Origin of the sequence: Haloferula luteola, from assembly GCF_014201715.1 — a bacterium.
Lineage (GTDB): Bacteria > Verrucomicrobiota > Verrucomicrobiia > Verrucomicrobiales > Akkermansiaceae > Haloferula > Haloferula luteola.
The window spans coordinates 90,309-112,855 of record NZ_JACHFD010000001.1 but is presented as its reverse complement, the minus strand read 5'-3'; the positions used below and the strand labels follow the sequence as shown (position 1 = coordinate 112,855).

General features: G+C 57.4%; 21 protein-coding genes. 4 read left to right on the top strand and 17 right to left on the bottom strand.

Features of this window, described 5'->3' with window-relative positions:
• Positions 1–486: 486 nt before the first annotated feature.
• The 13 genes from HNR46_RS00490 to HNR46_RS00430 all read right to left on the bottom strand — a co-directional run bounded on the left by HNR46_RS00490 (position 487) and on the right by HNR46_RS00430 (position 9,376).
• Positions 487–1,689, bottom strand: a complete 1,203-nt coding sequence (locus HNR46_RS00490) for a type II secretion system protein GspD (protein WP_184014759.1) — start codon at positions 1,687–1,689, stop codon at positions 487–489.
• On the bottom strand, positions 1,686–2,423 hold the full coding sequence (locus tag HNR46_RS00485) for a zonular occludens toxin domain-containing protein (RefSeq protein ID WP_184014757.1): 738 nt from the start codon (positions 2,421–2,423) through the stop codon (positions 1,686–1,688). The genes HNR46_RS00490 and HNR46_RS00485 overlap by 4 nt, the downstream gene beginning before the upstream one ends.
• Positions 2,424–2,762, bottom strand: coding sequence for a hypothetical protein (locus HNR46_RS00480; protein ID WP_221284940.1), 339 nt, complete (start codon positions 2,760–2,762; stop codon positions 2,424–2,426). It abuts the gene before it with no gap.
• A gap of 14 nt (positions 2,763–2,776) precedes the next feature.
• Positions 2,777–4,291, bottom strand: coding sequence for a hypothetical protein (locus HNR46_RS00475; protein WP_184014754.1), 1,515 nt, complete (start codon positions 4,289–4,291; stop codon positions 2,777–2,779).
• A gap of 56 nt (positions 4,292–4,347) precedes the next feature.
• Complete coding sequence (locus tag HNR46_RS00470) at positions 4,348–4,590, bottom strand: major capsid protein (RefSeq protein ID WP_184014753.1); 243 nt, start codon at positions 4,588–4,590, stop codon at positions 4,348–4,350.
• A 102-nt stretch (positions 4,591–4,692) separates the two neighbouring features.
• On the bottom strand, positions 4,693–4,962 hold the full coding sequence (locus HNR46_RS00465) for a hypothetical protein (protein ID WP_184014752.1): 270 nt from the start codon (positions 4,960–4,962) through the stop codon (positions 4,693–4,695).
• Between the two features lie 83 nt (positions 4,963–5,045).
• Complete coding sequence (locus HNR46_RS00460) at positions 5,046–5,282, bottom strand: hypothetical protein (RefSeq protein ID WP_184014751.1); 237 nt, start codon at positions 5,280–5,282, stop codon at positions 5,046–5,048.
• Positions 5,282–5,563 (bottom strand): hypothetical protein, encoded by a 282-nt coding sequence (locus HNR46_RS00455; protein WP_184014750.1) that lies wholly within the window; start codon positions 5,561–5,563, stop codon positions 5,282–5,284. The genes HNR46_RS00460 and HNR46_RS00455 overlap by 1 nt, the downstream gene beginning before the upstream one ends.
• Positions 5,557–6,882: a rolling circle replication-associated protein gene (locus HNR46_RS00450; RefSeq protein ID WP_184014749.1), complete on the bottom strand. Its 1,326-nt coding sequence runs from the start codon at positions 6,880–6,882 to the stop codon at positions 5,557–5,559. Before HNR46_RS00450 ends, HNR46_RS00455 begins: the two co-directional genes overlap by 7 nt.
• Positions 6,872–7,186 (bottom strand): hypothetical protein, encoded by a 315-nt coding sequence (locus HNR46_RS00445; protein WP_221284939.1) that lies wholly within the window; start codon positions 7,184–7,186, stop codon positions 6,872–6,874. The genes HNR46_RS00450 and HNR46_RS00445 overlap by 11 nt, the downstream gene beginning before the upstream one ends.
• Positions 7,183–7,410, bottom strand: coding sequence for a hypothetical protein (locus HNR46_RS00440; protein WP_184014746.1), 228 nt, complete (start codon positions 7,408–7,410; stop codon positions 7,183–7,185). The genes HNR46_RS00445 and HNR46_RS00440 overlap by 4 nt, the downstream gene beginning before the upstream one ends.
• A gap of 305 nt (positions 7,411–7,715) precedes the next feature.
• Positions 7,716–8,225, bottom strand: coding sequence for a DUF2726 domain-containing protein (locus HNR46_RS00435; RefSeq protein ID WP_184014744.1), 510 nt, complete (start codon positions 8,223–8,225; stop codon positions 7,716–7,718).
• A gap of 254 nt (positions 8,226–8,479) precedes the next feature.
• Positions 8,480–9,376: a hypothetical protein gene (locus HNR46_RS00430; protein ID WP_184014742.1), complete on the bottom strand. Its 897-nt coding sequence runs from the start codon at positions 9,374–9,376 to the stop codon at positions 8,480–8,482.
• Between the two features lie 58 nt (positions 9,377–9,434).
• Here HNR46_RS00430 and HNR46_RS00425 point away from each other — a divergent pair, with 58 nt between their 5' ends.
• Together HNR46_RS00425 and gltB are read left to right on the top strand one after the other, a co-directional pair.
• Positions 9,435–10,280, top strand: a complete 846-nt coding sequence (locus HNR46_RS00425; RefSeq protein WP_184014740.1) for an alpha/beta hydrolase — start codon at positions 9,435–9,437, stop codon at positions 10,278–10,280.
• Positions 10,281–10,444: 164 nt separating this feature from the next.
• On the top strand, positions 10,445–15,121 hold the full coding sequence (gene gltB, locus HNR46_RS00420) for a glutamate synthase large subunit (protein WP_184014738.1): 4,677 nt from the start codon (positions 10,445–10,447) through the stop codon (positions 15,119–15,121).
• Between the two features lie 97 nt (positions 15,122–15,218).
• On the opposite strand, the gene HNR46_RS00415 is transcribed toward gltB, so the two are convergent.
• From HNR46_RS00415 to pssA, 3 genes are all read right to left on the bottom strand, one after another.
• Positions 15,219–16,028: a hypothetical protein gene (locus tag HNR46_RS00415; protein ID WP_184014736.1), complete on the bottom strand. Its 810-nt coding sequence runs from the start codon at positions 16,026–16,028 to the stop codon at positions 15,219–15,221.
• A gap of 126 nt (positions 16,029–16,154) precedes the next feature.
• On the bottom strand, positions 16,155–16,760 hold the full coding sequence (locus HNR46_RS00410; protein WP_184014734.1) for an N-acetylmuramoyl-L-alanine amidase: 606 nt from the start codon (positions 16,758–16,760) through the stop codon (positions 16,155–16,157).
• A 49-nt stretch (positions 16,761–16,809) separates the two neighbouring features.
• Entirely contained in the window at positions 16,810–17,655 is an 846-nt protein-coding gene (gene pssA / locus HNR46_RS00405; RefSeq protein ID WP_184014732.1) for a CDP-diacylglycerol--serine O-phosphatidyltransferase, read from the bottom strand.
• A gap of 72 nt (positions 17,656–17,727) precedes the next feature.
• Here pssA and HNR46_RS00400 point away from each other — a divergent pair, with 72 nt between their 5' ends.
• Together HNR46_RS00400 and HNR46_RS00395 are read left to right on the top strand one after the other, a co-directional pair.
• Complete coding sequence (locus HNR46_RS00400) at positions 17,728–18,276, top strand: rhodanese-like domain-containing protein (RefSeq protein WP_184014730.1); 549 nt, start codon at positions 17,728–17,730, stop codon at positions 18,274–18,276.
• Between the two features lie 184 nt (positions 18,277–18,460).
• Positions 18,461–21,664, top strand: coding sequence for a hypothetical protein (locus HNR46_RS00395; protein WP_184014728.1), 3,204 nt, complete (start codon positions 18,461–18,463; stop codon positions 21,662–21,664).
• A gap of 148 nt (positions 21,665–21,812) precedes the next feature.
• On the opposite strand, the gene phoU is transcribed toward HNR46_RS00395, so the two are convergent.
• Entirely contained in the window at positions 21,813–22,535 is a 723-nt protein-coding gene (gene phoU / locus HNR46_RS00390; protein WP_184014726.1) for a phosphate signaling complex protein PhoU, read from the bottom strand.
• Positions 22,536–22,547 lie beyond the last annotated feature (12 nt).

The window sequence follows — 22,547 nt, the reverse complement described above, 5'->3', positions numbered from 1 at the left end:
TAATTTTCATCATGCCAATCGCATAACGATCTGATTTTCAATTCATTTCTTTCTTCGGGATCGCCAGTGCCTAATTTCTGACGCAATCCAATATGAAATAATGACAACTCCTATAAAAATAATCAGTAAATTTACGGTGGGCCATTGTGGATCAAAAATCGAAACCACGTCAAAGTTCATGCTGATTTTGTTTCTGGTGACAAGCAACTAAAGATCAGGGGGGTGAGGGCGTTCTGTGCCGTTGCGGTGCGAAGGGTGGCATTGAGTTCAGGTTATTCAAATCAATTGATTTTTAGCTTTTTTTCATTCTGTCCACCAAGATACGAGCACGAGCAGCCATTACCGAGCGCACAAGCGACCGAGCCGCTGATAATTCCCAGGGCTTCGCAACACCACGATTTCCCCGACACTTCCGGCAAAGCATCCCATCAGGCCATGGGTCAGGCCACTTTGATCGAGGAAGCCGACAGGTGCAGAGAATTTTCCTCACTTTGCAGGATGGCCAAGCTTCGAGCGAATCAACTCACGCTCTTCTTCTTCCCAACCCTTTCGGGGCAACAGCTCCCCATCGATCCAATCCGCAGGGGAGGGAAGGGGGCCGCTGGAGTCGTCTTCAAACCATTCTGGACCTTCGAGCGGGCCGGAGGCGTCAGGAACCGGCAGCGTCGCCCGTGGAGCGTCTGAGAACGTCGAGAGAATCACATACAAGGCTCCCTCTTCAACGCTCTCCACGTTGCGCAGAAGGCCACGCGAAAGCGTCTTCCGGTAAGTCCTCATTCCTCCCAGGACAACCGACTGGCCAACGGTGAGCTCAACTCCGGATTCCACTGCCTGAGTCTGAATCACGGGGATATCATTGCCCTCGATCTCGACCGGCGAGCCAAGAAGCCCGTTTTCCTGTCGGATCGACAGGCGCACGCGATCGCCGCCCAGGAACACGGGTTCCACCGTCAGCTGCAGGCCAACCTTGCGGAACTCGATGGAGGTTTGCGCGATGCCCTGAGAGACGACGGTCGAAGGAACCGGAACTTCCTCAATCGCTTCAACACGCGCCGGAACTCCGTCCAGAAGCCGCACGTGGGGCCGCTGGATCACGTCGACCGCCTCGCCATCGGCAATGACCTGGAGAGCGGCCACCACTTCATCCAGCCCCAGCGTGACCACCACATCGCCGCCGCCGATGGATGCCGTCGTCTTGTGACCTCCCACGGCCGAAAGTGCAGCCACTAGATCGAAACCCTTCTCGGCCTTCCTGGAGACGTACACCGCAAATGCTTGGCACCCGCAGGAACCGGGAACCCAATCGCCGCTCTCCAGGGCAAGAGCGATGGCCTCGACCCGGTCGCCCGGGCCGGTGAGCACGATCGAGCGCGTGACCGAGTCAGCGAATGCATTGACGCCAACGGTTGCCAGCTGAGAGAGCATCTCGACGGCAGGTGCCGGCCGATTCTCAAAGCGAACCGTTCGAGCGTAAAAGGGGGCTTGTTCCTTGTCCGTGCCCAGGCTCTGCCGGATCCCTGAGGCTATTCCGTTCTCGATCGGCTTGCGGGGCTTCTTTTGCGGCTGAGTTTGATCCTCCACCTTCTGGATGACCTCCTTTGCCGACTCGAACGACAACGCCGACTTCACCGACCGCCAGCCATACCAACCCGCCAGCCCGAGCCCAATCAGGATAAGAAAGAACCTCATTTGGCAAACTTGGTTCGAATTTGCGGCCACCAATCGAGCCAACGAAGCCGGGCTTGCTCCAAGAGTCCCACTTTGGAGAGCTTTCTTAAGCCGAGCCATTCGGCTCGCTCGGCAAGGCCGCGCATTGTCGAGTCTAGAAGCGCTTGCGTCCGGTAGGTGCCCTTGATCCAGGAATCATAGGAGTGCCAAGACTTCTTCACGACGTAGCCGCCGGAAACGGAGATCCGCTTGACGATGTAGGCTTGCCACGGAACCGCGCCGAGCCAGCCCAAGGGAAGGTGCCTCGCGTTGACGATTGCCAATTGCCACTCAGCCAGCTCGCGGAATTGCTTGTCCACGTTCCCGCCGCTCTGAGTGATCCAAATCACATCGACGCCGGCTTTCCGGGACTGCGTGAGAAAGGACAAAAGCCGCTTGTGCTTCGAAGCCGTCTCGGCCCAGTCGCGAGAGTTGTAGAAGAGGTGTGCCTCGTCCATCACGACCAAGACGGTTCCCTCGGCTTCGCCATAGGGAATTTCTGATTCCCAATCCGGAGTCTCTTCTACGTCGATGACGCGCAGTTGGTCTTCCTCAAGCTTCCGCCGGTGATGGATCGCGACACGCCGAAAGACCTTCTCCCGGTCAACGTCGATATTGGTAACGACCGTTTTCCCCCCGGCCAAGCCCTCCATGAGGAGACGCATGGAATGGAAAGTTTTCCCGGCTCCAAGAGTTCCTGTAACGAACTGGATCATTCAGTTGGAGACGGTCGGAATGAAGGATTTGACCCAGCGAATGACGATGATTGCCAGCATCGCCGTAAAGAGAGCACTCCACATCGTGATGGCTTCGCTCAGGGGGAAGACCGCATTGGCAATGCCGATCCCTGCCACAGAGGCGAAGGAGGCATTAGAAAAGGCTGTTGTGTCGATCGCGTCCAAGCGATCGATGATGAAATTCAGACCGCCAGCGATGATTCTCTCGCCCAGGTCATTGACCCACACAAACCAACCGAAAATGGTCCCGATAAGAGGGACCATCTTCCCAAGCACCTTTGCGGTGTTATTGAGCCAAAAAATAGTAGGAGACGCCATTAGAAGAGGTGCAATTAGACCTTAATCCATCGGATGAAGAACCAGGCAGCGTGAAAGGTGAGGATGACCAGGGAGAGGGAGCGAATGGTGGGGAAGGGGGTTGCGGTCAGATCGATCACCAGTTGCCGAGAGCCGAAACGGCCGAAGTCGAGATTCAAAGTGAGATTCGATTGAGTCGGAAGGCCTCCAGTTGCCAATGGAGCAAACCCGCCAAACTTGCCTTGAATCTGAGACTTGATCGTCTCCCACTGACCGGCGATGCCTTGGAGCGATTCGTTCGGGCCTTCCTCATCTCCGCCGCCATTAAAGCCTGCCGCTGAGCCTGCATCGATCGCCTGTTCTTCCAAATCTTCAAGACCGGTGGAGCCCGTCGAAGCTGACGAGTTCGAACCTGAATTGGAAACACTGCCGCCACTTGTCGAGCCTCCTGAGCTGGTCACTGTTCCAGACACCGAGGAGGAAACAATCTGATCCATGGATTGATTGTGCACCGTCGTGGAGCCGTTCGAGTTGCCCAGGATCACCGGGAGCCAACCGCCAGTGGATGCCCCAAAATCAACTCGAGTCATGCCATCGGGGAGGGGGACCACGCCGCCCCGCGTCATTCCCTCAGGGAGATCGACCACACCCCAAGACATGCCTGTTGGGAGGCTGCTACTAGATCCGGCGTAGGGATTGAGGATGTAGGGCATGGTCTCATTGCCCGTGGAAATGATGTTCGGGGCAAATTGCCCCGTGACCCCGTCAATCGTCGCAGTGCCGTCCCAGCCTTCAGGGATCGGGAGCGTCACGTAGGCGAGCGATCCATACTCATCGCTCCCGGATGGCTCGACCGGGAATTGGTAGGTTTTCCCGCCGATCTCAATTTCAACGTAATCTTGCCCAGGCTCAGAGACGATGGGGACAGTGATGTCCTTGCCCCAAAACTTCTCCCAGGGACTCGGCTCGGGCTCCTGAAAATACGGATCATCAACCGTGATTGGAGCCGACGCATCCGCGCCCAGGTCAATCGTGACCGGATCTAAAACAAAGTGAGGAGCGCTACCACCACTTGAGCCGCCCTTATAGTTCACGGTGGAATCGTCCAATGTAACGTCAAAGACCACGGAATCGTGGCCGGAAGACCGACGAACCCAAACCGTCCAAATGGAGGAATACATCGGACTAACAGTGTTCATCGGAATCTCCTGCGTCTCCTTGAAGGTGCCGTACCAATAGGTGTAGCCACTGCTCTTGAACTCCTCACCGATGAACGCACCCGCCGTCTTTGTGACCCAGGTCGAACCGTTGAAACTATATTCAAAGGTCCCGCTCCCTGTGGTGACCACACTGCGCCCAACTGTGGCGTTGATCGTCGCGTGCGGCGCCGAGTGATTGAACTCGGCAGATTGGGCGAAGTTCAGCCAACCCAACGCGAGAGCAAAATACCCAAGAACCCGCCGACCATGAGTCCGGCCGTGATCGATCCGATTTCCTGCAGCGCTTCCAAGTGCGCTACGATTTCCGCGAATTGTTGAGGATCCATGCATGGGGAGGGGATGACTACAAAAGCCCCTCTCCGGTCTCCCGAAGAGGGGCCAACGGTTTACACCTTGTTACCGGCCTTGCGGACGTTGCGCCAGATGGCGAACGCGACGACAAGGGCCATGGCTGCCGTTCCGATCCCGGTCACAGTGCCGGTAAGGGAAGTGATGGCGGTGGTGATGGCTTCGTCCATTGCTTTGTAGTGGATCAGATTGAATCGATTGCCCGCCTCACCGTTGACTGAACGATGATGATGGCCGACGCGGTGACCATCGCCCCAGCGGCAGCGGAAAATGCGATCCAATCCATGTTGTTTTGCGTCTTGGTTTTCCCATGGAACCCAGGGCCGCGGCTCCAAGAACTCAGTGGGGAAAGGGTGAAAATCTTTGGCGTGTGCCTATCGGGCTCAGTTGTATTCCGCCTCGATGCAGTCGTTGCACTTGTCCCTGAATTGCCCGTTCCACAGCTGACCAGGAACGAACATTTCCCCGCACTCGCTGCACTCCTCGCGCTCTACGGCACATGTCGTACAAACGTCGGCATCCCGCTCTTCAGCGCAGGACGCACAGATGGTCCCGCACCCACCAAGGAAGGCTTCAGGATCATTCGCCAAATCGTAATCCTCTTGATCGCATTCGATTTGATCGCCGCACCGGGCGCAGGGGAGGAAGGGCATGTGTTTGTCAGTTATGTTTTTGTTAAACGAGGAAAGGAAACCCCGGGGGCTGCCCCGCTGGCGCGGGGCAACCACCCGGGGTTTTACTGCCGTGAGTTCCAGGAATGCAGGCGAGTGACAGCCGAATGGATCTCGTTGCCGTTCTTCGGAGGCAGGGGGCCCGCCTCGGCGGGTTGCAGGCATGCCGAGCCAGCCGCACACAACGCAGCATCCCAGGCGAGCCGAGCCGCCCGCTCAGGGTCCGTGAAGTCAGGAGCCTCGCTGGCCCACCATTCATCAAAGGCCGACGCCTCCGCTTTCTGCGCAACGACGGAATCCATTACGCCGCGTCGAAAGAGGTTTTCCCGTTGTAGACGCGAGGAGCGCCCACGCGGATCCGCACGACTTCATCGAGCTCGAAGGGAACCAGGTCGCCGCCGGGGTCGGTATCAGCACGGAAATTCACCTCGAACATCTCGCCGCCGATCGCGATCGAGGCCGATTGTTGCCAGAAGCTGTAGGGCTGCCCGCTGCCTTTGCCGACGCCCTGGCGATGCCGCAACGGCTCAATGGCATCGACCCGGCCCGTAATCGCCAAACCATAGTCAGCCCGCGTCAGCATGTTTCCAGGTTGCGCCGCTCGTGGCGGATTCGGTTGGCCGTTCGAAGTGTCAGCCGGTTTCGTTGGTGTAGGGGTTGCAGTTGCCATTTTTCGTGTTGGTTGATGGTTCGATCCAATGTGTCGGGTGCTACGACGAACGACCGGACGGAGAGCACCACCCCGGCCCGGTTCTCCACGTCCCAGAGGAACAGTCGGAGGAAGTCCTTGAAATCGACGGCCAGACGGAGGGTCTTGCCCTCGACGTATCGGCCCGAATGATCGCGAGCGCAGATGACGACACTTCGCCCCTGATCTTCGAGCACCTCGGAAAGAGGGCGGGGGACCAGGGACGAATTTTTCGCTTTCCGTTCATCCACCTTTGCTCGCGCTCCAGTGTAAAAATCTTTGGATGTCTGCCAGAAGCGGCAGCGCGAAAAGGCCAGGGGACGTTTCCCTTTACTAGATGCTTCGTAGTAACTGAGGAACCATTGCGGGACAGCGAGGCCCGATCCGTCGTCCTGGTAGACGCCCTTGAAGGCGTATTTGAATTGATACCCGAACTCGCTCTTGGAGATGCGGCGACAATTGGTGCGGCCGAGCCCCCAAATCCGATCCACGGTTTCCATCTCGGCAATCGAGAACTTCGCCTTGCGATCGATGAGGAGATGCCAGTGGGCCCAGCCGTCGCGCTGAAATTCGAGCTTCCATGCCCACTTCACCCCACGCTTCCAGAGACCGAGGCGGCGGGCCGACTCCATGAAGCGCCGGAGTTTTTCGCGGCCTTCAAGGAAGCCGGTCAGTGGGCAGCCGCCGAAGTTGTCGCGGGCCAGGGTGAGAGTGATGAAGCGCCAGCCCTTGAACGACGGAAGGCCTTTCGCCTCCAAAAGCCGGCGCTTTTTGGCTACTCCCGCAGGGGTGAACCAGGATGGGGGAAATTGCTGGCGCACGTGGAGCGCCGACCCGGGGAGGAAACCGCCAGGGGCAGGGGCCGATTGACGGAGAACCCGGCCGGCCCCCCTCGACCTTTCTGGCCGCTCCCTCCCAGGGGAGTCGGGCTGAGCCGACCGGGTAAGGGTATACATGCGCCGGCCGTCCGGCGAAATCGGCGAGGCTGTGCGCGAGGGCTCAGCCATCCAGCCGAAAAGATCGTCCCAGGACCATCCGCGAACTTCCCGGCAGAAAGTTGGGAAACAGGAATCGAAGCCAAAACGGGCGCAGGCTTCGGCGTAGCGCTTGCGAGCGTCCTCGATCTCGTCGGCTCGCACCGGACGAAGACGCAGAGCACCGTTTTCGAGCGATGGTCGACCCGCTTCTAACCGATTCAATCGCTCAGCTGGCACGGCGACCTCCTTTCTTGGTGGTGGGGTATTGGAGGCCAATGTGACCAAGCCCCCATGCGCTTTTCAAAAGTTCGAGCTGAGAGGAGGTCAGACGCTTCCGGACCAGAAGCGTGAGATGGCAATGGGCACCTGAGAGAGTGAACTCAACGCCCGGAACGGTGCCCCAATATTCCGAGAAGCACTCGGCAAAGGCACTCGAACGGCACCAGGTGGCCACAGCGAGTTTGACCCATTGCTCACGTTCTCCACGGGTGGGGGCCGAAAGGTGCACGGATGCTACATTGAGCGTCGCGTGGCAGATCATCGGCGACCTCCTTTCGAGAGGGGCAAGTGATCCTGCCCGAAAAAGGGGAAGGCCAGTTGACCGGTGAGAAGTTCGACGGCATCGCCCGATCCCGTTGCCCAGGCATCCGTCACCAGAGGGCAACGGTGATTCCGCCATTTGCGGCGATCCGTGAAGAACGGATGGGCCTGCCGCCGGACACCCTGAGAAGACTTCCCGAGAGCGCCCGGCGACGAGTCGGCCATATCCGAGCAAGCCTCTCGGCATCGAAGGGCGGGCAGTTCTGTAGGGGTTGCCCCCGATCCTAACAGATTTGCTGCCTTAGCCTGCACGTCGGCCGCGTGTTACGCAGCAGAGGCGGGAATAGATCAAACGCCACACCCCGGAAAGGGTAGGCACACACACGGGTACGCATGCGGGGCGCATTGTTGGTCTCTGATGCTAGGTTGTTATTTGGATGGTGAATGGGCTGCTACACCCTCCGGCTGCTACACCGGACGAACCGCACCGCGGAACGTATTCGACGCTTAGAACGACCTAACTAGAGACGTCAAGAAAATCTCTCCGAGACCTTTTGATTGAGAGAAGCCGCAAGGTCCGCAGCGACATAGGAGCGGGCGGCCTTCACTCGCAGGATTGGTAGCTTTGCAGAGGCTAGGCTTTGATCCTTAAAGAAATCCGTGGCTTTTGCACGGGATTTATTGTGTGAGGAATCGTCCAATTCGATGACGACGACAGGCTCGAAACCGCCGGTTTCACAGACCACAAAATCGAAATGTTTGGACGAAATTCTAAAGAAAGTCGCGTGTCTGACCCGGCCGCGAAGTTTCGGCGAAGGGTCCAGGACATCGGCCATCCGTGGCTTGATGGCGACGAAGTAGCCAGGAGGAACCACGGATTGAAGAACCCCGAAAAACGAGCGTTCCGCCGGTGTGAGGAGCGGCTTGTGAACGTAATCGATCCGAGCTCGTCTACCTGATCCGCCAGAAGCTCCAAGTTTTTTGGCGATGACCAGGAGCACCACCATCACGCCGAGTAGAAAAATCTGATTCGAATCCATGGACAAAAAATGCCCCGACGGGGTAGCAATCCCGCCGGGGCGATCGCAGATGCTTAGCACCCGAGATTATTTCGCTCTCAGGGTAGCAGTCCTTCGAGCAGTGCAGAGACGCTTGCGCGCATCCAAATAACGACGCGGAGCCTACAAACCACCCGGCGGCTAGCAAGAAAAATGTCGGAAGTCAATTCCGCATTACATACATTGTCACAAGTAATATGGAGGCCATTGATCACGTCTTTCTCCTCCTCAATCGATTACGGAACCAGCTTCTTTGCGGTTTCGGGATCCAAATTGAAGGTCTGAGTTTCGAAGCCTTTGACGGGTTCGCCTTCTTGAGCGAGGCGCTCGAAAGCGATCACCGGTTTGGTGCCTTCGATTTCTGACATCAGGTAAACTCTCAATGCGAACGCCTCTTTTCCGGTCGAGCCTTCCATGGGTTTTACCGAATACGTGATCTCGTTGCGACCATCGACGGCTCCACCCATGATGATTTCGGCCTCTCGTGTATTGGCAAAACGATGACGGCTGATGCGATTGACCTGCACATTGACTTCCCGGCCCGGACAAAATGCGTACACCTTGGCGATGTATTTTGCCCGGTTCACTTCCATGGGCACAGGAGGGATTTGTCCACTGGCTTTCGCTTCTGGAATTTCGTCTACGTAGTGGAAGTCGCCTTCCGCCATTTCCTTGCGGGCGGCCGGGAGTTCGGAAAGGTTGACGAAATCCGCACGATCGTAGAGCCAACGTCCACCTTGTTGGACGAAGGACAGAGCCAGCAAGTTGTCAGTGGGTTCCCCATCCACTCCGAAATCAACCGGTCCGAACCACACGCCTTTGGCAGTGGCACCTACCTGAGAGAGTCGGACGAGCTTCAAGCCATCCAATCCAGGCGGCGGCACCGGCACCTGAAAGACGGCACCAGGAAATGGGCGTTTTTCTGATAGGATGCGGTTTTTGACCTCCATTTGGCGGTGAGGCGCGGTGAGCGCTTGCCAGACTCGAAAATCTTTCTGCACAAGAGCGTTGCGCCAGGCATTGTAGGTGCTTGAGAGAGTCTTGCCGAGTTCAGGTCGAACATCTTGGGCATCCGCAGCAGAGGTCGCAATCAAGGTCGTCAGGGCGATTGCGAGAGATTTGCATGGATTCATTGCCAAAAAGAGTTGGATAAGCCGCCTCGGGACACAACACTCCTTTTTCCGCACCCGCATGAGCGTTCTATTCCGAGTTCCTCCCATCGGCCAGGCCCGCCAGAAGGAAATGATGAAATCGGCGATTTCATTCGCCTACAAGGAAACGGAGCAAGGGCCGCTCAGTGGCCATTTCTTTCTCCCTGAAGGACATCAGGAGGGCGATGAGCGCACTCTGGTGTTGTTTTTCCATGGGGGCTTCTGGGATTCACCAATGATCACTCAGTTTGTCCCGCAGTGCCTGCATTTCGCTTCGCGGGGTGCCATTGCTGGGGTGATTGAGACCCGCTTGCAAGGAGTCCATGGAACGGGCCCGATGGAAGCCATTGAGGATGTGGACGCGTTCTTTGCCTGGCTCAGGGAAAAGTCGGAGGAGGTGCGCTTGAAGCTGGACCGGTTGGTATTAGGAGGAACGGCAGGTGGTGCCTTTTTGGCTCTTGATCAGGCGCTGAGAGTCCCGGGCAAGGACAAGACGAGTTCGGTGGAGAATCCTCCGGCAAAGGCGTTGATTCTCTACAGTGCTTTGGTGAACACGACGGCACCGGAGATCGCAGCTCGATTTCCTCAGGACGGTCTTGCCAAGAAGTTCAACCCGTTGCGGCGACCTCGGAGACACGCTCCCCCGATGATTTTTTTCCATGGTCGGCGTGACCGATTGACCCCCTTCCCGGCTCTGGCGAAGTTCGCGAGGAAGATGAAGTGGCGGAAGAATCAGGTGGAGATCGTGGACTACGAAAAAGCTGAGCACTCGTTCTTCAATTTCAATGTTTCGGAATTTTATTTCGAGCTGACGACCAAGGCTGCGGATCATTTTTTGGTCGATCTAGGGCTCTTGGAGCCGAATCCCTTTGATGATGTGGTTTAGGGGCGGAAGAATCCCTCCAACCGCCTGATCCCGGGGCACAATTCCTGCTTGGCAGTCTTCGTCGCCTGCCGTTTATTCCCTGCCCCGCTCCGGAAAAGGGAGACCCGTGGTTTTCCTTCCAGCACCGGAGCTCATGAATGTGGGCCCATCCCGCTATTTTTGAAATGAACCGCTTCTATCACTCTTCCACCCCTTCCGTTCCCGGTTCCCTCCATACCCTGCGTGAAGAACACGACAACTGCGGTATGGGAGCGATTGCGAACCTGAACGGTGAACGCAGCCACAAGGTTCTGGAATACGCGCTCCGATCCGTGAGTTGCATGACCCACCGGGGTGCAGTGGATGCGGACATGAAGACGGGTGACGGTTCAGGAGTTCTCTCGCAGATCCCCCACCCGATTTTTGAGAAGGCCGCGAAGGATTTGGGGGTCGAACTCCCTGGAGAGTCGATTGCCGTTGGGGTGTTCTTCTTCCCGGTCGGGAACGAAGCCGTGATTTCGGATATCCGTGCGAAGGCCGAGGCGGCAGTGGCCGAACGCGGAATTGAGATCATTGGATGGCGGGTGGTCCCCGTGGATCCCGAGGCTCTCGGCGTTTTGGCCAAGGCCACCCAACCTCAGATCGAGCATCTTTTGATGCGTCGCCCGGAGGAGGTCGATGGCGATGCTTTCGAACGACAGTTGTTCTTGTGCCGCCGCCGGATTGAATTGCAGACGCGTGAGGTTCGGGATTTCTACATTCCCAGTTTTTCGGGTCGTCTGATTTCCTACAAGGCGCTGGCGATGCCGGAAGCCTTGAAGGGATTTTACTGTGATTTGCAGGATCCGGATTTCGAAACGGCGATTGTTCTCTACCACCAGCGCTTTTCGACCAACACTTTCCCGGCGTGGCCGTTGGGTCAGCCTTTCCGCATGCTCGCCCATAATGGCGAAATCAACACGGTGGAGGGAAATCGAAACTGGCTCTCCAGCCGCGAGGATTACTTCGAATCGGAGGTTTGGGGCGACGATATCGAGTTGCTCAAGAACTTGATTCGCGAAGGCGAGTCCGACTCTTCTTCCCTTGATCATGCCTTGGAGGTTTTGGTGCTCTCGGGCCGATCCCTCGAGCATTCGATGTGCATGCTCGTGCCACCGGCGTATCGGAATGACGAAGACATTTCAGACGACCTGCGGGCTTTCTATCAATACATCCGCTCGTTCTCCGAGCCGTGGGATGGTCCCGCAGGTTTGGTGTATACGGATGGCGTGAAGTTGTGTGCTTCGCTGGACCGGAATGGTCTCCGCCCTTCTCGATTCAAGCTCACTGAGGACGGGCTGCTCTACATTGGCTCAGAAGCCGGTGCGGTGGTGATTGATGATTGCACAGTGGTGCGCAAGGGACGGCTGGGTCCGGGGCAAATGCTTTCTGCCAATACGCTGACTGGCGAGTTCAAGAACGACCGAGAGATCAAAGAGGCCTTGGCCAAGCAAAAGCCCTATCGGCAGTGGATCGACGAGAATCGCTTGGAGCTGCGTCGATTCGTTTCGCCGGAAGCGCATGCTCCCGAAGATGATTTCGGAGCGACGGAGTTGTCGCGACAGCAGGTGGCCCACGCTATTTCGTTGGAGGAACTCGACATGGTGTTTCCGCCGATGATCAAGGGTGCCCAGGAAGCGGTTTTCTCGATGGGTGATGACATTCCGTTGGCCGTCCTTTCGAGCTATCCTCGGTTGCTTTACACCTACTTCAAGCAGCGCTTTGCTCAGGTCACCAATCCCCCGATCGATCCGATTCGAGAGTGGGCGGTGATGACGGTTTCGGCTGGCTTGGGGCAAGAGCGCAACTGGCTGGCGGAGACGCCGGAACATTGCAAGATCGTGAATGTGGATGCCGCAATCCTGTTCGAGCATCAGGTCGAGCGGATCAAGGAGCTGGCATCGGAGGGTTTTCCGGCCGGTGTTTTGGACATGACCTGGGACGTATCTTCTGGCCCTGAGGGCATGAAGGCACGGCTCGACGCGTTGTGCCGTGAGGCCGAGGCTGCCATTGATGGCGGCGCGAATATTTTGATTCTCTCTGACCGGGGGATTTCCAAGGACCGGGTGCCGATTCCGTCCATGTTGGCAACGGGAACGGTCCACCACCATTTGATCCGGGTGCGCAAGCGGTTGCGGTGTTCCTTGGTTTTGGAGTCCGGCGAAGTGCGCGACACTCATCAAGTGGCCTGCGTGTTCAGCGTGGGAGCCACGGTGGTGTGTCCTTATCTCGGCTTTGCGACGGTGCGTCAGTTGGTCACGCAGGATCGATCCAAGTTGGGTGACGAGATGACGGCCGAGAAGGCGATGGAGAACTATCGCAAGGCCTTGGAGAAAGGCTTGCTGAAGATCATGTCGAAGATGGGCATCTCCGTGCTCAATTCCTATCAAGGTGCTCAGATTCTGGAGGCGATCGGAATCGGCAAGGAAGTCATCAGCGCTTCGTTTGCCGGGATGCAGTCCAAGATTGGCGGCATTGGATTTGCGGAAATTGCAGAGGAGTCTCTGATTCGGCACCGCGCAGCCTACACCACCGAGGTGGCGGAGGGCACATCTCTGGATCTTGGGGATCCGGGGTACAACCGATTCCGTAAGAGCGGTGAGCGTCACGCGTTGACGACCGAGGTGATCAAGAATTTCCACACCTACGTCAAAAGCGGAAAGGCTGAAGATTATGAGGGCTACGTGAAGGCTTCGCTAGAGAACCAGCCCATGGCCATTAAGGACTTGTTTGAGTTCGTTCCTTCTTCTGCGGGTCCGGTGCCGATCGATGAGGTCGAGCCGATCGAATCCATTCGTCGGCGCTTCACGACGGCTGCCATGTCTTTGGGTGCGCTGTCTCCGGAGGCTCACGAGACCTTGGCGATTGCGATGAACCGCATTGGTGCGAAGTCGGATTCCGGTGAAGGTGGAGAGGACACGAAGCGATTCCGGCCTTATCCCAATGGCGATTTGGCCCGTTCGTATATCAAGCAGATTGCCTCCGGGCGGTTTGGTGTTTCCGCACATTACCTGGTCAACGCCGACGAGTTGGAGATCAAGATGGCCCAAGGAGCCAAGCCTGGTGAGGGTGGGCAGCTTCCGGGTCACAAGGTCAACGGTTTGATCGCAAAGCTGCGTAACACTCAGCCCGGCGTGCAACTGATCTCTCCCCCGCCCCACCACGATATTTACAGTATCGAGGACCTGGCGCAGTTGATTCACGACCTGAAAGAGGTCAATCCGCGGGCTCGGGTGACGGTGAAGTTGGTGGCAGAAACCGGCGTCGGCACGGTGGCCGCAGGGGTGGCAAAGGCTAGCGCCGATAACATTTTGATCTCAGGTCACGATGGCGGCACGGCGGCATCGCCTCTTTCGTCGACCAAGCACGCGGGTTCGCCCTGGGAGTTGGGACTTTCTGAGGCCCAGCAAACACTGATGATCAACAATCTTCGCAACCGCGTGGTGCTCCGTACTGATGGCGGTCTGCGCAACGGTCGGGACATTGTGATTGCTGCGATCTTGGGTGCTGAGGAATACAACTTCGGCACCATCGCCATGATTGCGATGGGATGCGTTTACGTGCGCAAGTGCCACTTGAACAACTGCCCGGTAGGAGTGGCGACGACCGATCCGAAGTGGCGCGCCAAGTTCAAGGGGACGCCGGAGATGGTGATTCATTTCCTCGATGGAGTGTCGCAAGAAGCCCGTGAAATCATGGCCAGTTTGGGAGTCCGGAGTTTGGATGAGCTGATTGGTCGGCCCGAATTCTTGCGTCAACGTGAGGTCCCAGGGCACCCGAAGGCCAACACTCTGGATCTTGGTCCTGTGCTGAAGGACGTCGTGCCGAGTCTTGCCGCGCAGCGAGGCGTCGAACCGAACACGCTCGCACGAGTGCGCACCCAAGAGCGCAACGACGGGATTTCCAAGCCCGCCCTGGATTTGCAGATTCTCGCCGATCTCAAGCGCGAGTTGGGCATGGGAGGCAGCGCAGAACCCGCTGCCATCCACTACGGAGTCGGATCGGTTGAGGAAAGCACGTTGGAAGCCATTGCGCTGTTGCCTGATCGCGAGCCGGTGACTCTCTCCTACGATGTGGTGAACACCGATCGCAACATCGGCACGCGTTTGGCCGGGCGGATTGCAGAGGTTCACGGGAATCATGGATTCTCGGATCAGACCGCCGTGACCCTGCGACTTTCGGGCACGGCCGGACAATCGTTGGGCTGCTTTATGGTTTCGGGTATGCGGATTGAGTTGACTGGTGAAGCCAATGACTATGTCGGCAAGGGCATGGCCGGAGGCGAAATCATCGTCCACCCGCCGTCCGACGCGCGCTTTGAGTTCCACCAGAATTCGATCGCCGGGAATACCTGTCTTTATGGTGCCACGGGCGGACGATTGTTCCTCAATGGTCGAGCCGGAGAGCGTTTCGCCGTGCGAAATTCGGGCTCAGTGGCGGTGGTCGAAGGCGTGGGCGATCACGGATGCGAATACATGACCAATGGCACGATCGTGATTCTGGGTCGCACCGGGAAGAACTTCGGCGCCGGGATGTCGGGAGGAACCGCTTTCGTTTACGATGTTGATGGACGTTTCTATTCCCGAGTGAACAACGAAATGGTCGTTGCCCTGCCCACCAAGCGTGAAGCAGATGTGGTCACCCTGAAGGCATTGATTGAAGCACACGTGGCCGCTACCGGAAGTCCTCATGGCAAGGCCATTCTCGCCAATTGGGAAGAGCACGGACGCAAGTTTGTGCGAGTGATTCCCAAAGAGCGGGCAGCCCTGGAAGCCGCAGAAGAGCAACACGAGGCAGCAGCGGAACCGACTGCCAGCCGATAGGCGCTTCTTTTAGGGCGAGGTGAGTTGAACCTGCCCACTTTCTTCACAAGCTCCCGATCGCTCAACGGCGGCGGGAGCTTTTTTCCGTCGCCTTGCTTTATTGCGTGGCGAGAAATCGGATCAAATCCGCCACGGTGAGAGCTGCCCGATAACGGTTTTCAGGGGTGTCTTCATCCTGCGAGCCCCGGGTCAATTTGAAGTCGATCCATGAGGATGATGAGCTCGAGTCGGTGGCTTCGCCGGCCACCAGGCCCACTTCTTTGGAGAGCCATTGACTCAATGAGGGATTGTGGCGGGACCCTTCCAGCAGGCTCGGCCAAGACACCGCTTCGATCCACATCACGCGGGCGTTCTCACCGATGCGCTTTTGCAACTTCGTCCGAGTTTCTTCGGCCTGAGGCCCGAGCTGCTGGCCATGGGGAAGGAACGCGAATGAAAGCGAGCGTTTGAACTGCTGTCCGGCCATGCCTCCCGCCACCGCTAAGGTTGTTTCCACTGCGGAGTGGTCCGGGCGTGAGGGGTCGGTGTCGTAGGGAGTGACGATCCAGAGAGGCGGCTTCGAGCCATCCTGAGCTTCGGCGTGAGCAATAATGATCGGCCAATTCTCCCCAGAATTCCCAGGTCCGGGAAGGAGTTCCATGCGGTATCCTGCATTTTCCGGCCCCAAAGTGCCGTCAATCATCGCCGCCATGCTTTTGAGCCCCTGCTCGGCTTGCACATCTCCGGCATATCGAGGAGCGGCGAATTCTTCGATCTTTCGTCGATCCGCCGCGAGCCCCTCAAGAGTGATGGGAAGCGTGAAAGCATGGAGTTCCTCAACCTCAGGGCCACGGGCATGCCATTTCCACCAGGCAAGGCCTGTGAAAATCACCAGCCCCAATGGGAATCCCACGAGGGCGATTGGCATCCAGTGCTGGGTCGAGCGGTCCTCATTCACCCCCCTCCCATCGGCCCCACCGTCGCTCCTGACAAGTAGCGAGTCGGCGTCTAGGGCAAATCTCTCCAGAACCCCGTCGCATTTGAGGGAGGGATCTCAACGATAGGCCATCAGCGCATCATAAATCGCGCCTGCAGCCGTTTGTTGGTACCAGGCGGTGGCGCAGCGACCTCGTTCCCGGGAGTTGCTCATGAAACCACATTCGACAAGAACTGCCGGGCATCGAGTGTGAAGCAAAACAGCGAGGCCGCGACGGTGGATCCCGCGGTTTGATGTCTTGAGGCGGGCCGGGAGGCGTCTTTGAATGGCTCCGGCGAGGATGCGTCCCTGATTGCCCCAATAGTAGGTTTCCGTGCCTTTGATCCCGCGGTTGTGGGAGGCATTGAAATGGATGCTTACGAAGACTGCATCACGATAGCGATTGGCCACATTCGCTCGACTCCTCAGCGAGATGAAAACATCCGAGCGTCGGGTCATCACGGTACGAATCCCCCGCTTTTTAAGGCGACCTTCGAGCTCCTTGGCCACCTTCAGATTGAGAGTGGACTCCCGGATGCCGCCCCACAGGGCTCCCTTGTCCTTGCCTCCATGCCCGGCATCGATGACCACCGTCGAGAATCGAGCGGCGGTGGAGAATGACGTCAATGTCAGCCATAGGCCGACGAAGAGAAGGATTCGCAGGAAGAAGGACGGGCTCTTCACGGAGTCCGTTTTAAATGCTTAGCAAATATTAAGCAAAAACTTTTTGAAATTAGTCGAGGTCGTCATCGGGCTCCTGCTCGTCCTCGATCTCACTGACCACCCTCCGAGGGAGAAATGGTCGAATCGCCAAACCATAGATGAGGTAGAGGCTGAAGAGGATGACAGGCATCACGTAGCGATATCGCACCGTGATCACCAAAAGGATCGCTGCTCCGACGATCACCATGGGAGTGCCCCGCGTCCTCCAGTCCAACTTCTTGAAGCTCGGGTAGCGGACGTTGCTGATCATCAAGATCGAGAGTCCGAGCATGGTTCCGGCAAGGACGAACTTCCAAGTTCCGAGGTCTCGATCGGTCTCGTTGAGGTAGATGATGAGGAAGGTCAGAGAGGAAATGAATCCCGCGGCCATGGGAATCGGAATTCCGCGAAAGTCTGTGTCCGACGGATTGTGGTGAGTCGAAGCCGCGATGCAATTGAACCGTGCCAAGCGGACGGCACCGCAGAGGACGTAGATGCAAGCGAGCACCCACCCGAGGCCATCGATGATTCGATCGAGAGGGAAAAGCACGGCTTTGGCCATGAGCAGCGAGGGAGCCATGCCAAAGCTGATGACGTCGGCCAGAGAGTCGAACTCACGTCCGAACGGAGATTCTTGCCCTCCAAGGCGAGCGAGACGTCCATCGAGTAGGTCGAAGATGCACGATCCGAAGATCAGCATGATGGCCCGTTCGTAAAATGGCTGGGCAAGTGAGAAGTCGTAACCCGACTCTTTGCTGGTAGCGACCAGAATTCCTTGGAAGATGGAGAGGACCGCAAAGAAACCGCAGGCGAGGTTGCCTGCAGTCATCAGATTCGGAAGAAGGTAGATTTTCGGCTCGTCCCGGGATGTCGACATCTGCCTGCAGCCTGCCTCAAGGTCGGGTGGGGTGACAGTGGAAATTTCCGGATGAGGTGATTAGCTTGCGGCATGAATCCGACTGACTTGAGCCCCGAATCTCCGATGTCTGCCATCATGGAGAAGCTTCCCGGAGCCCGCCGTGCCTTGTTTTCCCACTACCACCTCGGTGGATGCCAAAGCTGTGGATTCTCGGATTCGGAGACTTTAGCGGAATTGGCAGCGCGGTCCGGAGGGATGGATCCCGCGGAAATGTTGGCCCAGTTGCTCGCGGCCGATTTGCATGACCAGGCCATGCAAATTTCTCCAGAGGAGGTCCGTGCCCAATTGGACGCAGGAGAGTCCGTCTTGGTGATTGATACACGCACTCGAGAGGAATTCGAAGCGGTGCGGATTGAGGAGGCGGAGTTCATGACCCAGGAATTGCAGCAGGCTTTGTTTGCCGGTGATCCAGAGAAAAGCATCGTGCTCTATGATCACCTCGGACGGCACGTTCTGGATCATTGTTCCTGGTTTCGCGGGCATGGTCTGAAAAAGACGTTCGCGATGGCCGGTGGCATTGATGCGTGGTCCCAGAAGGTCGACCCCTCGGTGCGTCGATATCGCCTCGAATTGGATTGATCCGACCCGCGACTTTCAGCCTTGAGGTGGGTTTCCGTGGCGGTTTTTTGCCTCGTCCGGGGGTACTTTTTTCTCGATTCTCCCCCATCTTCTCTCTCATGAAACGGGTGGAAGAAAGTCATTTCATGAATGAATTTCCTCTTCGCTTTTCTCTCATTCTCCCCAAACCCTGAACGTTTTTGATATGAAGTTTTCCCTGACGGCCTGCCTTGCAGCGGGTGTGGTTTTTCCGGCGATGGCCGATCCCAGTCCGCTGATTCTCAATGTCATCACGGGTCCCGCCGACACAGCGAAGGGCTCGACGGTTTTTGGGGTCTCGGGGGATGGACAATGGATTTGTGGAACGGCCCCGACGCAAAGTGGCGAAGAAGCATTTCGATGGAAATTGTCTGAAGGATTTGCTCAATTGGGAGATCTCTCGGGATCGCCAGTTGATTCATCTCTCTATGCGTTGTCTTCGGATGGCAGCAAAGGGACGGGCTCAGGCACTCCGAACGCGGGGACACGGGCTGTGCTCTGGTCCGATAGCGGCACTTTTACCAATCTGGGCCTGATTTCGACGACTTCGATCACCGCGTCCACCGGTCGAGCGATTTCAAGTGATGGTTCGGTGGTGGTGGGCGTGTCCTCTTCTTCCAATGGCACGCGAGCCTTCCGCTGGACCAGTGCGACTGGCATGGTGAACTTGGGTGCTCTGTCCATTGACACGGCAAATCTCTCATCCGTGGCGACGGGAGTTTCGGGTGATGGATCAATTGTTGTCGGTAACACCAGTTCTCAGAATGGGACCCTTGCCTTCAAATGGACGTCTGCGGGTGGAATGGTGGCTTTGGGTGACGTTGATGGTGGCGGCATGGGTTCCTCCGCCAACGCCATTTCTGCCGATGGCAGCACCATTGTGGGGCTTGGAACAACCTCTGCCGGAACCGTAGGTCTCATTTTCACCGATGAGGGTCCGGTCTCGATAGGAGACCTCGCTGGGGGAAGCACCAACAGCTCCCTCAACGACGTCAATGCCGATGGCACAATCGCCGTGGGATACGGCGTCTCGGCGAACGGCCGGGAGGCTGCCGTATGGGATGAAACGCACGGACTGCAATCCCTTCGCACGCTTCTCGAAGGTGCTGGGATGACCCTTCCGAGTTGGTTCTTCTATGAGGCTACGGGCATTTCGGACGATGGCGATACCATCGTCGGTCAAAGCATCGATGGCGCCGGTGTGAGCCGCGGGTGGGTGGTCAGCGGAATCAAAAGCCTGTTGGCTGGAGAGACCCCGACGGAAGTGCGTTACCCCGTGCCGGTGATTGTGCGGGTCGAATTGGAGAGCGGATTGAAGCTCGGGAAAAAAGATCCTTTAGCGCAGGTCCTGGCAGAGGGCGACGAAGCACCGACCGGCATGGTGGTGAATTTGATCAGCGGAGCGACGGCTCGCACCATGTATCTTCTCAAGGGTGCCACGTATGCGATCACGGCATCGCTCGACACCTGGGACGGGCAGCGCACGGAGATGCTCACGGTTGACGGTCCTGTCTCCTATACCTTCGCACTCGATGGCGATACCGATGGGGACGGGCTGCTCGACAGTGAGGAAGTTGCCTTGGGAACTCGTGCGGACAAGGCAGATACGGACAAGGACGGGTTGACCGACTATGAAGAAGTTCGGGTCTACTTCACCCATCCTAAAAAGAAGGACACCGACGGGGATAAAGCCGCCGATGGTGCTGAAATTGAAGCCGGCACGGATCCTTTGGATAAACTGAGCAAGCCGGTCTCGATCACCGTCAATCTCGCCCTTGCCAAGGGCATCACGGCGGACTCGGACACGGCGATTTTGAATTTCGACGGTTCCCCCGTTGAGGTGACGCTGACCAAAGGCAAAGCGAAGGAGGTCTTGTGGGTGAAATCCAATACCACCCATACCTTGTCGGCCGAACTGAATGCGCTGACCTCCGGTGCCGAGATCACCGCCGAAGTGGCGACCAAGAACCTCACCTTCAAGATGACTCTGGATGGTGACAGCGATGAAGACGGATTGCTCGACAGTGAGGAACGGAAGTATAAGGCCGATCCCTACAACCCAGATACCGATGGCGATGGCATTTCCGATAGCGACGAAGTCAAAATCTACGGAACGCGCCCCGATATGGCCGACACCGACAAGGACGGCTTCACGGATGCCCAGGAAATCGCCCTTGGTACCGATCCGAAGAACAAAAAATCGGCTCCCAATGCCTACATCGAACGGGAAGTCACTTTGGACCTAACCCTTCGGACGCTTGATGCGACGGGTTCCGCACAAGATTTGGCAATCGATACCGCTCAGTTTGCCCAATGGGTGAGCACTGTGGCAGGTCAGCCCATGACCGATGCGACGCTTTGGATGCGCACATCCCTCGACGGAACCAGCCAGCTGTGGCTGTTGCGCCAAGAGTCCGCCGTGTTGGATGTGACGAAGTATATGGGCGTTCTCAAGGGGTCCAAACCTGCCACCTTGAACACTGAAGTGGTGGATCCTCACGTCGATGGCGCCAGCTTTGATGCCGACGAAATCTTTGGACTCGTGGTGACGGGAGCGAAGACGCAACCCGCATTGACCTTGATTTTCAATGGGACCAGCACCTTCCAGCGCGCTACCGAGTCAACGACTGGATTGCCCGTCGACCTTGCTGGAGCGACCTCGACGGAAATGCCCTACACCCTGATGGGTTCTCTCCTCGATCCTGCTCTTACGGGAACCGAAATGGGAATCCTCTACGGGAATGTGGATCTCGGCGCAGAGACGGCCCTGCCAAGTGGCAAGACGGTGGTCATCGAACGCCAACTCGATTTTGACCTCGGTCTCCGTTACGCTGACAGCGAAGGGACCCGCCAGGATGTCCCCGTCGACACGGCGCAATTGTGCGAGTGGATCAGCACCGTGGCGAAATCACCAATAAGCAACGGCCAGCTTTGGTATCAGGTCACGGCTGACGGCAAGAAGTCCCGCTGGCTCATCCGTGCGGGTGGAGTCGAGCTGGACGTTTCTAAGAAGATCAAACCGCTGACCTACAAGAAGAACATCCATCTCGATGTGGACGTTGATGAAGCACACGTTGCTGGAGACTCGTTCACCATCGATCAGAGCTTTGGAATTCAGGTCTCCAAGGGCAAGGCCCCTGCGCTGGCATTCGCTTTCGCGGGCCAGAATTCCTATGGAATGCTCGATCTGGACGATCTTGGACTGCACGTCGAGCTGGCACAATCGACGGGCGAAGCACCCTATTCCCTCATGGGGACTGCCATGGACTCGGATCTCACCGGTGGAAATACCGGAATCCTCCGTGGTGACGTCCATTTGGGTGCTGAAGACCTGGTTATCGACGGTACTCGATACTCCCTGCCCGATTGATTCAAAGACGGACGGTTTCCCGTCCAAGAGGCCCCTTCCCATTCTCCACAGCCCGGACCCTCGATGGGTTCCGGGCTGTTGATTTTCTCAGCAAGGAGAAGAAGGGTGAAGGGCGGAGGATCTCCCTTTCCCCGTCTCCGGATACGGGTCAGGGCGCGGGATCCGTGTCCGGATCGTCGCTTTCCCTCGCATAGCGGCGCTGCGCATAGCGGATGTCCTCAGCTGCATCGAGGAAGACCGCGTCTTCGCCCACATTGACGGCGAGGTCCCCTACCCGCTCCAAAGAACGAACGATAAGGATCAAATGGAGGTAGCTTTCGGAATTGGCACCTCCTTCTTCCAGAAGTTGGCTGAGAGTCGCGACGACCCGTTTGTGAGCGCGATCGAGCTCCTTATCCCGAACGGCCAGATTCCGCCCCGTCGTTGAATCTCGGTCAGCAAAGGAAGCCAAGGCGTCTCGAAGCAACTCGTCTGCCATGAGGTAAATCGGTTCGATCAACCTCACCTCGCGAATTTCTTCTCGGCTCAACATCTTTTTCGCGCGTTTGGCGATGTTGACGGCGTGGTCGGAGATGCGCTCGAGGCTGGCGACGGCTTTCATCGAACTGATCACCAGGCGGAGATCTCGAGCCACCGGATGGAATCGCAGAAGAATATCCATGCCCATGGCGTCGACCGATCGCTCGGCTTCGTCGATCTCGCTATCATCAGCAATCACAGCCTTGCAGCGATCGATGTCCCGCTGGATCAACGCTTCGACAGCGCGCTGCAGGTTCAACCGGCTTTGATTTCCCATCGAAATGACACTTTCCGAAAGCTTGCGGATCGATTCGTCGAAATCGCGGATGATGTGCGGATGATTTGGTGGCATGGCAGTAGGAGG

What these genes read in the sequence shown, in the direction of transcription:
- HNR46_RS00490 (WP_184014759.1), bottom strand. Translation starts at nt 1,689, where the DNA reads ATGAGGTTCTTTCTTATCCTGATTGGGCTCGGGCTGGCGGGTTGGTAT.
- HNR46_RS00485 (WP_184014757.1), bottom strand. Translation starts at nt 2,423, where the DNA reads ATGATCCAGTTCGTTACAGGAACTCTTGGAGCCGGGAAAACTTTCCAT.
- HNR46_RS00480 (WP_221284940.1), bottom strand. Translation starts at nt 2,762, where the DNA reads ATGGCGTCTCCTACTATTTTTTGGCTCAATAACACCGCAAAGGTGCTT.
- HNR46_RS00475 (WP_184014754.1), bottom strand. Translation starts at nt 4,291, where the DNA reads ATGCATGGATCCTCAACAATTCGCGGAAATCGTAGCGCACTTGGAAGC.
- HNR46_RS00465 (WP_184014752.1), bottom strand. Translation starts at nt 4,962, where the DNA reads ATGCCCTTCCTCCCCTGCGCCCGGTGCGGCGATCAAATCGAATGCGAT.
- HNR46_RS00460 (WP_184014751.1), bottom strand. Translation starts at nt 5,282, where the DNA reads ATGGATTCCGTCGTTGCGCAGAAAGCGGAGGCGTCGGCCTTTGATGAA.
- HNR46_RS00455 (WP_184014750.1), bottom strand. Translation starts at nt 5,563, where the DNA reads ATGCTGACGCGGGCTGACTATGGTTTGGCGATTACGGGCCGGGTCGAT.
- HNR46_RS00445 (WP_221284939.1), bottom strand. Translation starts at nt 7,186, where the DNA reads ATGATCTGCCACGCGACGCTCAATGTAGCATCCGTGCACCTTTCGGCC.
- HNR46_RS00440 (WP_184014746.1), bottom strand. Translation starts at nt 7,410, where the DNA reads ATGGCCGACTCGTCGCCGGGCGCTCTCGGGAAGTCTTCTCAGGGTGTC.
- HNR46_RS00435 (WP_184014744.1), bottom strand. Translation starts at nt 8,225, where the DNA reads ATGGATTCGAATCAGATTTTTCTACTCGGCGTGATGGTGGTGCTCCTG.
- HNR46_RS00430 (WP_184014742.1), bottom strand. Translation starts at nt 9,376, where the DNA reads ATGAATCCATGCAAATCTCTCGCAATCGCCCTGACGACCTTGATTGCG.
- HNR46_RS00425 (WP_184014740.1), top strand. Translation starts at nt 9,435, where the DNA reads ATGAGCGTTCTATTCCGAGTTCCTCCCATCGGCCAGGCCCGCCAGAAG.
- gltB (WP_184014738.1), top strand. Translation starts at nt 10,445, where the DNA reads ATGAACCGCTTCTATCACTCTTCCACCCCTTCCGTTCCCGGTTCCCTC.
- HNR46_RS00415 (WP_184014736.1), bottom strand. Translation starts at nt 16,028, where the DNA reads ATGCCAATCGCCCTCGTGGGATTCCCATTGGGGCTGGTGATTTTCACA.
- pssA (WP_184014732.1), bottom strand. Translation starts at nt 17,655, where the DNA reads ATGTCGACATCCCGGGACGAGCCGAAAATCTACCTTCTTCCGAATCTG.
- HNR46_RS00400 (WP_184014730.1), top strand. Translation starts at nt 17,728, where the DNA reads ATGAATCCGACTGACTTGAGCCCCGAATCTCCGATGTCTGCCATCATG.
- HNR46_RS00395 (WP_184014728.1), top strand. Translation starts at nt 18,461, where the DNA reads ATGAAGTTTTCCCTGACGGCCTGCCTTGCAGCGGGTGTGGTTTTTCCG.
- phoU (WP_184014726.1), bottom strand. Translation starts at nt 22,535, where the DNA reads ATGCCACCAAATCATCCGCACATCATCCGCGATTTCGACGAATCGATC.